The organism is Nostoc sp. CALU 546 (assembly GCF_048836525.1).
Genome location: NZ_JAWJTF010000025.1, coordinates 77,593 through 87,803, shown reverse-complemented (window position 1 = coordinate 87,803; position 10,211 = coordinate 77,593). Strand labels below are relative to the sequence as shown.

General features: G+C 41.1%; 10 protein-coding genes. 3 read left to right on the top strand and 7 right to left on the bottom strand.

Annotation, left to right across the window (positions count from 1 at the left end; translation table 11 throughout):
• Positions 1-119: 119 nt before the first annotated feature.
• From eboC to RRG12_RS15160, 3 genes are all read right to left on the bottom strand, one after another.
• Entirely contained in the window at positions 120-1,052 is a 933-nt protein-coding gene (gene eboC, locus RRG12_RS15170) for a UbiA-like protein EboC (RefSeq protein WP_420759867.1), read from the bottom strand.
• A gap of 111 nt (positions 1,053-1,163) precedes the next feature.
• A complete protein-coding gene (locus tag RRG12_RS15165) occupies positions 1,164-2,072 on the bottom strand; it encodes a TatD family hydrolase (protein WP_420759866.1) in 909 nt (302 codons plus the stop codon).
• Between the two features lie 128 nt (positions 2,073-2,200).
• Positions 2,201-3,082, bottom strand: coding sequence for an EboA family metabolite traffic protein (locus RRG12_RS15160; RefSeq protein WP_420759865.1), 882 nt, complete (start codon positions 3,080-3,082; stop codon positions 2,201-2,203).
• A gap of 536 nt (positions 3,083-3,618) precedes the next feature.
• Between RRG12_RS15160 and RRG12_RS15155 the strand changes: the two genes are divergently transcribed.
• Complete coding sequence (locus RRG12_RS15155; RefSeq protein ID WP_420759864.1) at positions 3,619-4,821, top strand: 3-dehydroquinate synthase; 1,203 nt, start codon at positions 3,619-3,621, stop codon at positions 4,819-4,821.
• Positions 4,822-5,015: 194 nt separating this feature from the next.
• Here the strand turns inward: RRG12_RS15155 and RRG12_RS15150 are convergent, their stop codons facing one another.
• From RRG12_RS15150 to RRG12_RS15135, 4 genes are all read right to left on the bottom strand, one after another.
• Positions 5,016-5,639, bottom strand: a complete 624-nt coding sequence (locus RRG12_RS15150; RefSeq protein WP_420759863.1) for a hypothetical protein — start codon at positions 5,637-5,639, stop codon at positions 5,016-5,018.
• Between the two features lie 258 nt (positions 5,640-5,897).
• Entirely contained in the window at positions 5,898-6,203 is a 306-nt protein-coding gene (locus tag RRG12_RS15145; RefSeq protein WP_420759862.1) for a HigA family addiction module antitoxin, read from the bottom strand.
• A 13-nt stretch (positions 6,204-6,216) separates the two neighbouring features.
• Entirely contained in the window at positions 6,217-6,510 is a 294-nt protein-coding gene (locus tag RRG12_RS15140) for a type II toxin-antitoxin system RelE/ParE family toxin (protein WP_335002878.1), read from the bottom strand.
• Between the two features lie 78 nt (positions 6,511-6,588).
• Positions 6,589-7,287, bottom strand: a complete 699-nt coding sequence (locus RRG12_RS15135; RefSeq protein WP_420759861.1) for a YdcF family protein — start codon at positions 7,285-7,287, stop codon at positions 6,589-6,591.
• A gap of 311 nt (positions 7,288-7,598) precedes the next feature.
• Between RRG12_RS15135 and ctpB the strand changes: the two genes are divergently transcribed.
• On the top strand, positions 7,599-8,939 hold the full coding sequence (ctpB, locus tag RRG12_RS15130) for a carboxyl-terminal processing protease CtpB (protein ID WP_069070680.1): 1,341 nt from the start codon (positions 7,599-7,601) through the stop codon (positions 8,937-8,939).
• Positions 8,940-9,193: 254 nt separating this feature from the next.
• Positions 9,194-10,183, top strand: coding sequence for a glycosyltransferase (locus RRG12_RS15125; protein ID WP_420759860.1), 990 nt, complete (start codon positions 9,194-9,196; stop codon positions 10,181-10,183).
• Positions 10,184-10,211: the final 28 nt, after the last annotated feature.

Genomic DNA, 10,211 nt, shown 5'->3' with positions numbered 1-10,211 from the left:
AGACAGGGATTTACAATCCCTGGCGGACGTGAGGTTTCGCGTTAAGTTGACACCAACCAATGCACATTTATACGCCCCTACAGCCGATTAATGGTATTACTGGGTGTGTACATTCAACTTCAAGTAACAGCAAATACTTTTGCTAACTTCATCGAAATTGGTAGCAAGATTAGAACTAATAAACCGTAATACAACCCAGCAAAACCAGATGCAACGGTTGCATCTAATACTATTAGAGATAAAACGCCTATTTTCACGGCATTGCGGATGTTTTCGGCTATCGGTTCCCGCGCAGCTTTGATAAAGTTAGGTAAGATTCTGATAGCTAATAAAATAGCAAATGGTAGTGCTGCGATCGCAGTGTACCCTTCTAATAATCCTAAAGCTAAAACTGCCGTCAAAACTATTGCAATTAGCAGTAATGCGAGTACTCCTGTAATCTTCTTACCTCCATGAACTTCACCCTGACTAATTGCGGTGATCGCAGCAATGTAAAGAACAGGAATTAGCGCTAAATACCAACGTTCCCAAACTATTGCGGGTACTGCACTTACACCTAATAATAAGTTACTGCCACGACACAAACCCATATTTAAAGGGCCAAAAAAAGGATGATGTTTGGCAAGTGAATCATATAAAAGGGATGAAAGAGTGATAAATATAGCGATCGCAGCACTCAACCAGGATACTTGAAAAGCAGCTATAATCCCGATCGCAAAAAGTATACTCCCCAATAAAGTAGCATTTTGACGAGATACGCGTCCACTAGGAATTGCTCTATTCGGTCGCTCTTTTGCATCTAAGTCTGCATCGAAAACATCATTAAAAACTATACCACCGCCATATAAGCCAGTGGTAGCCAATAACAACCAAGCTAATGGAATTAGTATGGAAAAACTTGCTTCTCCATTCATTAATTGAACAAAAATAATCCCAGAACCAGAAGCAGCAAAACCTAGAAGAATATCCGCCCAAGCAGTAACAATATTAGCAGGACGCATCAATTCAAGATAACCCCGCCAGCTTTGAAAGTTTAAGCTTGCAACATTCACTTATCTGCCTCCGTACCTAATTATTTCTCAAAATAAACCGCATACTATACAGATGAATCAAATATTTATGCAATTCCTCATCCCCACTCCCCACTCCCTACTCCCAATTTATTACTCAATCAACACAAAATCTGAAACTGATTTGATTCCTGGTTCTTGTCCCCGCAGCACAGAATTACCACTGAACAACTGACGCTGATCAACAGATTGGGGATTGAGCCAGTCTGAAGCTTTCATCTGCCCAGTTTGACTGTAAGCCGCTAGGGCATTTTCATAACAAACTGCTTGCACATGTTCTTCAGGAATACCCCTATCTAACATCAACTGAGCCGTTTTCGGGACTGCCAAAGGATCGCTGATACCCCAATCAGCACTACTATCTACAATGATGCGATCGCGCCCATACTTGCGGACAACCTCTACCATCCTGGCATTACCCATCTTCGTCTGTGGGTAAATCGTAAAAGCTGCCCAAAAACCCCGTCCTAATACTTCTTCAACAGTTTCTTCGTTGTTGTGATCGATAACTACTTGTGAGGGATCTAAGCCATATTCAATACAGCGATCCATACTCTTACTAGCACCTTCCTTTTTATTGCGGTGAGGAGTATGAATTAGTACTAACATATCGAGTTCTTTAGCTAATGCCAACTGTTGACAAAAGTACTTATCTTCTGCTTCTGTCATATCGTCATAACCAATTTCACCAATGGCAACAACACCTTCTTTACAGGCGTAAAGTGGTAGCAGATCCATAACTTCTGTTGCTAATGCTTCATTGTTAGCTTCTTTCGGATTTAGTCCAATTGTGCAGTAGTGTTGGATGCCAAACTGACTAGCACGAAACCTTTCCCAGCCCACAAGACTACTGAAGTAGTCTTTAAATGAGCCAGAATTGGTTCGAGGTTGTCCTAACCAAAAAGCTGGTTCAATAACGGCGACAATACCATATTCCCGCATTACTAAGTAATCGTAAGTAGTACGGGAACACATGTGAATGTGAGGATCGATAAACATCATGGTTTTAATTATTGGGAATTGGGATTAGGGGAGAGGAGACAGGTGAGAGGTTATAGGGAATAATCTGTACCCTGTAACCTGTAACCTATTCCCTTCTTCACTCCCTTCTATTTGTAAACAAAAAGGCGTTAGCGTGGCTCGCCGCAGGTATCGCGGCTAAAACTGCTCCAAGTCAGATTGCCTTGTTGAATGGATGACTGTAAATCTGGGTAACGAGAAAGTAATGCTTGTGCTTCGGGTACAGGAGACTCAGCACAAGCTAAGGCTGCTGCTTCTTGCTCGTGTACATCCCCATTAGCTAGTACTTTTTCCAAATCTGTGATGATGGTGCTATCGGCAAACCGTCCTACAGGTCGCCAAAGTTCTGGCGTAACTGAGCGTTTGGCTGCCCAACGTTCATGGGCATAGGCTGCCAACATCTTCGCCAATTCTGGGTTAGCACGCCGATCCAGACCCCAAATTAGATGCAACGGACTGCCAACAAACACAGCCTTCAGCACCATCTGATTCCAAGCAGCATTGTCTAAATAATCTGCTGGATAAGGGTTACGTAATGCGATCGCTTGGAACACATTACTCATGTTACTGCGAATTCCCTCAGCAGTACGGTGGCGATGTAACTCTGGATGTGGTATGAGCGGCAAACTTTGATAAAGGGCAACTAACTCTCCCATATCGGCAGTGGAGAAGACTTGATCAAGCGATCGCACATAGCCCTCAACATCATCGTGGGGCAAAGCTAAAAGCAAGAGTGTGCGACCTGCTTGATCTACACTCCAATGACCAGGATGCCAACCGGGAATGACATCCTGTGCTGCTTCCAAGTCCTGGAATGTTAGCTGCAAATCCTCTTTACCTAGATAACGCGGCACAGCACTAAAAGCTGTAAAAAACACTCGTTCAGCAGCGCCGCTAGCAATCTGTGCCTGTTTCTGTTCCAGCCAAGCCAAACCTTTCTCCGAAACAGACTTTAACAGCCAGTTATGCAGTAACTTGTTTACTTTACTCATGATAAATTCAGGACAAGTTGCCCAACTTTTTTTGTGACAACCAAGTATAAAATCTACCACTAAACTTGATATTTTGGGATGAAGCAGTTAGAGAATATACTGATGAGATCATAACTTCACTGAATCTATAAAAATCTCCGAATTTTAAAGAAGCTACTGTAAAGATACCATTTTGATTAGATAAATTCTCAGATTATCTAACGGAAAAAACGTAGAATTCTATGTAATAATGATCTCCAGTGCCAACCTCATATATCAAGTCTAGGCATCAAAAAAATTGTAACCTAATATTATTTTGAACTTTATCTACTAAGTAAATATGCTTCAAATGCATGTTTTATTTATTAGTTAAAATTTTCTATTGGATAGTTTTATCTGGAAATATTCAATAAATTATTTGTATTTATTTACTGTTAGCTTCCATTAAATCAGCCACCATCTCAAACGTGTGAAACCCTTGCAAACAATTAATTACGAATTACGCGCAGCGGTACTAGTGCATCATTTACAGTTACTTAAAAAGCAATAATATTCAAATGGCTATTCAACAAAAGACTGCTCTTAATCTGCAACCAATTAACCAATCTGTCCGTGTGACCTTCAATTATGATGTTCACTTTACTAGAGGTCTATTTCAGCTAGATAATCCTTTACTCGCACAAGTGATCGCCGCAGATGGGGAGGCAACACCAAAGCGAGTCCTAGCAGTGGTAGATGGAGGATTTTTACAGTACCAGGATGGATTGCTCAAAAAATTATCAGCCTATGCCCAGCATTATGAAGATGTACTAACACTGAGCGGTAAACCAATAGTAGTTACCGGTGGAGAAGCAGTTAAGAATGATTCTAGATTTATAGAGCAAATTCATCAACAGATCAATGAATCTGGATTGTGCCGTCACTCCTACGTCTTAGCAATTGGAGGTGGAGCCGTCCTAGACATGGCAGGATACGCAGCAACAACGGCTCATCGAGGAATCCGACTGCTACGAGTACCGACAACAGTATTAGGTCAAAACGATTCGGGTGTCGGGGTAAAAAATGGAATCAATGCCTTCGGCAAGAAAAACTTTTTGGGTACATTCATGCCACCTTATGCTGTCTTGAATGACTTTGATTTTCTCACTAGCCTTGATGATCGAGATTGGCGATCGGGTATTGCAGAAGCAGTGAAAGTAGCGCTGATTAAAGATGCAGACTTCTTCGACTTCATTATGACTAATGCCGATAAATTGGCTAATCGGGACATGAACATAATGGAAAGGCTGATCTATCGTTGTTCACAGTTGCACTTAGAGCATATTGCTGGTGGCGGCGATCCCTTTGAAATGGGTTCATCGCGTCCTTTAGATTTTGGACACTGGGCGGCTCACAAACTAGAGCATTTAACTAATTACAGCTTACGTCACGGTGAAGCTGTAGCGATCGGCATTGCTTTAGATACGACCTATTCATATTTAACAGGTCAATTATTGCAATCTGAGTGGCAAAGGGTTTTAAATACGCTCAAAAAACTAGGCTTTACTTTGTACGTATCAGCACTGACAGAGCAGCTAGATCAACAAGACCATCCGCATTGTATATTTAGGGGGCTTACCGAGTTCCGTGAACACTTGGGAGGAAAATTGACAATCACTCTTCTACAAGGAATCGGAGAGGGAATAGAAGTTAACCAGGTGGATTTGTCTTTGTATAAAGATGCTATTTTGATGCTGCAAGATTGGGAAATATTGCATTAATTATCCCTTGGATGCAATCAGGAGAATACCTGGCAATCATCGAAGCTAGTCGCCCCGTACCTACATGAAAAAATTAGTCCGGTGCTTGTAAAGTTAAAGCCGATAAATGTTACGGATATTATGGCGATCGCGTCATTTACAAGCATCAAACTTTTTACACAATGCCTTTTAACAAGAATAAGGAAGCTTAATAACTAGTTATTGAAAGAATTTTTGACTAGTAAAAAATCTTTAGCATTTTCTATATTTGGATCTATTTCATTATAAAGATTATGATCTTCAAAATAACTATATCCATTTATGGCTCTATATTCATCAATACCCAGTAATAGCGCTAGTTCATAAGCAGCTTCTTGTCCAAGAAACTCAATATCTCTATTTTTATTAGATATTAAGATATGAGAGATTGATTGTAAGGTAGTACTTGGTAGACAGTATTTTAATAATTTATCTGGATCACCTTTAAATCTTTCTATTACAGCATCATTTACATAATCAAAACCAAATTCAGATGCTTCAGGATCGTCATAAAACTCATCTACTAATTTTCCTGTATCGTATACTAAATATATAAAATGTAAGCCAGAAAAGACTATAAAAGCGAATGCTACAGTTAAAAGACTTGCAGATAAATTTTGAGAAAAGTTACTAATCTCAGTATATTTAAATTCATAATCAGACATCTGATCGTAAACCGTAATCCAACCATTTTTTGGAGGAGATACGTAAGCTTTTGTTCTAGTTAGATTTTTAACAATATTTATGACATTCTCCATTGAACTAGAACGGATTTGATAGTTGACAAACTTCTCACCCATATTTTTATCCTTGCTTTTTATAAAGTAAATATAGGACTCATATTTGATTTCTGAAAAAACTCAGTACAACTAAGAAGCCTTCTCTTCTTTCCTGTTGCCTATTGCCTATTGCCTGCTTACGCAAATTCGTTCAGCAATCAAAGCGGATTCCTATATGACAAATTTTTTGGAGGATAGGGTTTGTAGTAAGCACTTTATGGCTTAGAAAAGAAGGACTAAAGTCCTAACTACGAACTTGCTTAATTTGCTAGGCGATCGCTACTTCGTGATTCGGAATTGCAAAATACTTTTTAGTTCCTCTTCTTCTTCCTTGAGAACGTAGTAAAGTTCCCAGTTTTGTTGGAAATTTAACCAAAACTCTGAGCTATTTCCAAAAAATTTTGATAACCTGATTGCCGTACTAGGTGTAATACCTCGCTTTTGATTTACAAGCTCATTTATTCGCTGATAAGGAACGTGAAGTGCATCTGCAAGTTCTCTTTGAGTTATTCCCATTGGCTCTAGAAAATCTTTAAGTAATATTTCACCTGGATGTGATGGGGGTCTATACTTTGGAACTCTCATTTGTTGTTATCTCCTAATGGTAATCGACTATTTCAACTTCTGATGCACCCTGGAGTGTCCATATAAAGCAAATTCGATATTGGTCATTAATCCGAATACTATGCTGACCTTTACGCTCACCTTTTAGTACTTCTAACCTGTTACCCGGTGGAACTTTAATGTCATCTAGAGATAACGCTGCATTAAGTTGATCTAATTTTCTACGTGCGACTTCCCAACAGTATATAGGACATTGCTTTCGAGCTTCCTTTGAGTCATTACCATCAAAAATATCTTCGGTTCCTTGATCCTTAAATGATACTATCATAATTAGCATGATGACACGGTTATCATGCTATCAAAAAACGGAGTAGCATTATAGTCCTCTGGTAGATCCCCATCTCCCTTATCTCCCCAACCCACCTTGGTGTTCACAATGAAAACCTCGATTCTCCCAAGCTGGCATATCTACTTGGGTAAGTCTTGTCACATTTGAGCATTGCGGTTGAATAATTTGACTTAAAATCGCCCAAAATAAGCTGCGTGTTACATCTAATCCAGTTTTGGCCCAAGATTCATTATTGCCAGGGACACCCACCTCTTGAACAATTTCTGGCTCTACCCAAATACCATGAGCGCCTAAGAGAATCTGTGCTATCCATTTAGCTCTGGGTAAGTGACTTTGCGAGGTAATCAACATGACTTTATGCACTCCCCAACGCCGCAGAATTGGAATACCATAATAAAAATTTTCAAAAGTAGAATTCGCGCACTTTTCTAACCAAACGTTTTGTAAACTTGCTAATTCCGCCTGAAAAATTAACAATATACAAGGATCTGGGGAACCATGAGAAATTAAAATTGGGATTTGCGGGTATTGTTTTGCTTGTTGGGCAACATAAGCTTCTCGGCGAATACTGCCACCAAGCACAAAGTAGGCATCTACTGGCTGCGAAGAAGCAAAAACTAAGGTTATAGTAGTAAAAATCAGCCAAGCACCCAGGACAACATACAATACACCAGTTAGTTTTTGTAACAATTGCCACAAATTAACCGATTTTTTTTTAATAGAAATTAATGATTTGATGGTAAATTTGCGTTTCATGACTTAAGTAAGAAAAGCTGATTTAATGACTGTCTAACAGTGCTGCAATTCAGTGAACAAAGTGCTATCTTATAAAAGTAATCTAGAATGCAAACATGACGCTAACCAAAGTGTCACATAGTAAGTTTTGCCTTCCGGAGAAGGCAAACAAACTGAGAAATGATTGTTAATAACTAATGCAGTATTTCGGCATCATTCAACGATAAAAATGATGAAGGAACATAGTTGATTTTGGGGTATAAAAACTTAAAATTTTCTGGAAAGCCTGATTGCTAAACTGTCAACAACACAATTATTCCAGCTAATTATACATGAACCAATCTGCGAAAAGTTACTCACCGCTCCAAGTAGCCTTGATTGGTGGAGCGATCGCCACTACTGCTACGATGTCAGTGTTCGGCCCCGCTTGGACTCGTGCTGTCCGTGCCTCTCTAACCCTACAAGACAGCCCAAAAGCGATAGTTGACCAAGTTTGGCAACTGGTAAATCATGAATATGTTGATGGTAAATTTAATCAACAAAATTGGCAAGCAACCAGACAAAGCCTGTTGAGCAAAGAATACTCTTCTCGTGAAGAAGCTTATGCTGCCATCCGTGTAGCTTTGCAAACCTTGGGAGATCCTTACACTCGGTTCATGGACCCCCAACAGTTTGAAGCCCTCACTAGCCAAACATCTGGGGAAGTCTCTGGGATTGGCATTCGGATGGAATTGAACGAAAAAACTCAGCGGCTAACTGTTGTCGAAGCTATAGAAAATTCTCCCGCGCTGAAATCTGGGATCAAAGCGGGCGATGAAATTTTAGCCATTGATGGCAAACCCACTCTTAAAATGAAAGTGGATGACGCTTCCAAGCTGATTCGCGGCAAAGCCGGTACTCCCATCAATCTCCGGTTGGGACGAAAAGGGCAAAATGCCTTTAATTTAAAACTGACCAGAGCAAATATTGAAGTGCCAACGGTACGTTATACCCTCAAACAAGAAGGGAATCGTCGCGTTGGCTATATCCGTTTGCGGGAATTTAGCGCCCACGCCGCAGAACAAATGCAACGAGCCATCCGCGATTTGAACGGTAAGAAAGCTGATTCTTATGTCTTGGATTTGCGGGGAAATCCTGGCGGTTTGTTGCAGGCGAGCATTGAAATTGCTCGGATGTGGTACGATGACGGCGGAATTGTCAAGACAGTAGACCGTGTGGGAGGTAGTGAGGAAACTAAAGCCAATCGCACTGCTCTCACAAATCGTCCTTTGGCGGTCTTGGTAGATGGTAATTCAGCGAGTGCTAGTGAAATTCTCACAGGGGCACTCAAGGATAATAAACGCGCGGTAGTCGTTGGTGGTCAAACCTTTGGCAAGGCCTTAGTGCAGTCAGTTCATGAACTCGCAGATGGTTCAGGCTTGGCTGTCACCATTGCCCATTACTACACCCCTGCGGGAACGGATATTAACCATAAAGGGATTACACCAGATATCAAGCTAGACTTGACAGAGGCTCAAGAGCGGCAGTTGGCTTCTAATCCAGATTTAATTGGAACTAAGAGTGATCCACAATATGCCCGTGCGATCGCAATTTTATCAAATAACAACTTCGCCCAGCCGCCGGCAAATCAACCCACTCGACCCATGAGCCGCGCTGGTGACTTGAAATTTTAGTATTCCCAAATCAAGATTTTTGGAGTTAGAAAAGCAAAATTCAGGAGTCAGAAATCAGAACTCAGACTGAATTTGAGTCCAAGCGATAGGTGAATAAATACGTTTAAACACACAGCTAAATCTCAGATTTAATGGTCGAGACGAAAGTGGTAAGTTCCAATCCCTCACTAATTAATTCTGACTCCTTCTCATTGTTCCAGGATTTTTTGTTTGGGAATACTAGGTAGTAATCCCATCTCCAAAATCTCAGATTTATGAATCATCAGCCAGTTGATGCAACCACCGCCACCAGCTTTTTACCAATGGTGTCGGTGGTTGTTCCTATTTATAACGGTGAGGCGGATTTACCAGAGTTAATCAATTGTCTGTTGTCTCAAACCTACCCAAAAGATCGGGTAGAGTACTTGTTGGTGGACAATAATAGTAGCGATCGCACTCTCACCAACCTCAAAACATCTGCCGAAAATTGCCCAATTACAATTCGCCCCTTGAGCGAAAACCAAATTCAAAGCTCCTACGCTGCTCGTAATACTGGGATTCGCGCCGCTACGGGTGAAATTATAGTTTTTACCGATGCAGATTGTCGTCCCCAACCGCAATGGTTGAATGCATTAATTCAGCCTTTTGTCAACAAAGAAGTGGTGATTGTCGCTGGTGAAATCTTGGCACTACCAGGCACAACTCTGCTAGAACAACACGCAGAGCGTCAAGAAACTTTGTCGCAAAAGCATACCCTTAAGCATTCCTTTCGTCCCTATGGTCAAACGGCTAACTTGGCGATTCGACGCATTGCCTTAGAAAAAGCGGGATTATTTCGTCCCTATCTTACCACTGGTGGCGATGCCGATATTTGCTGGCGGATTTTGGGGGAAAATATTGGGCGTTTGGAATTTGCTCCAAATGCGATCGTTCAGCACCGCCACCGCGCTACACTTCAAGAACTGCAAAGTCAATGGCGGCGCTATGGACGCTCAAATCGCTATCTGCACGAACTGCATGGTGTAGATTTAATGCGAGATATGACACCCAAAGAATACGGCTATCGTTTGGCACGTTGGTTACTCAAAGAAATACCAAGAGATATTAAAAAGGCGTTGGCGCAGCCCGCCGCAGGCATTGCGGGTCAAGCCACCCTAGTGGATTTATTAAATACTCCCATTGGTTTGTTCACAGCTAGGGCGCGTACTGCTGGGCAAAGAGACGCCAAGCTGCCAGATAATGCCAAGATAATTGATCGACTATGAATCAATACGCTTGGGTTGCACTTTACTG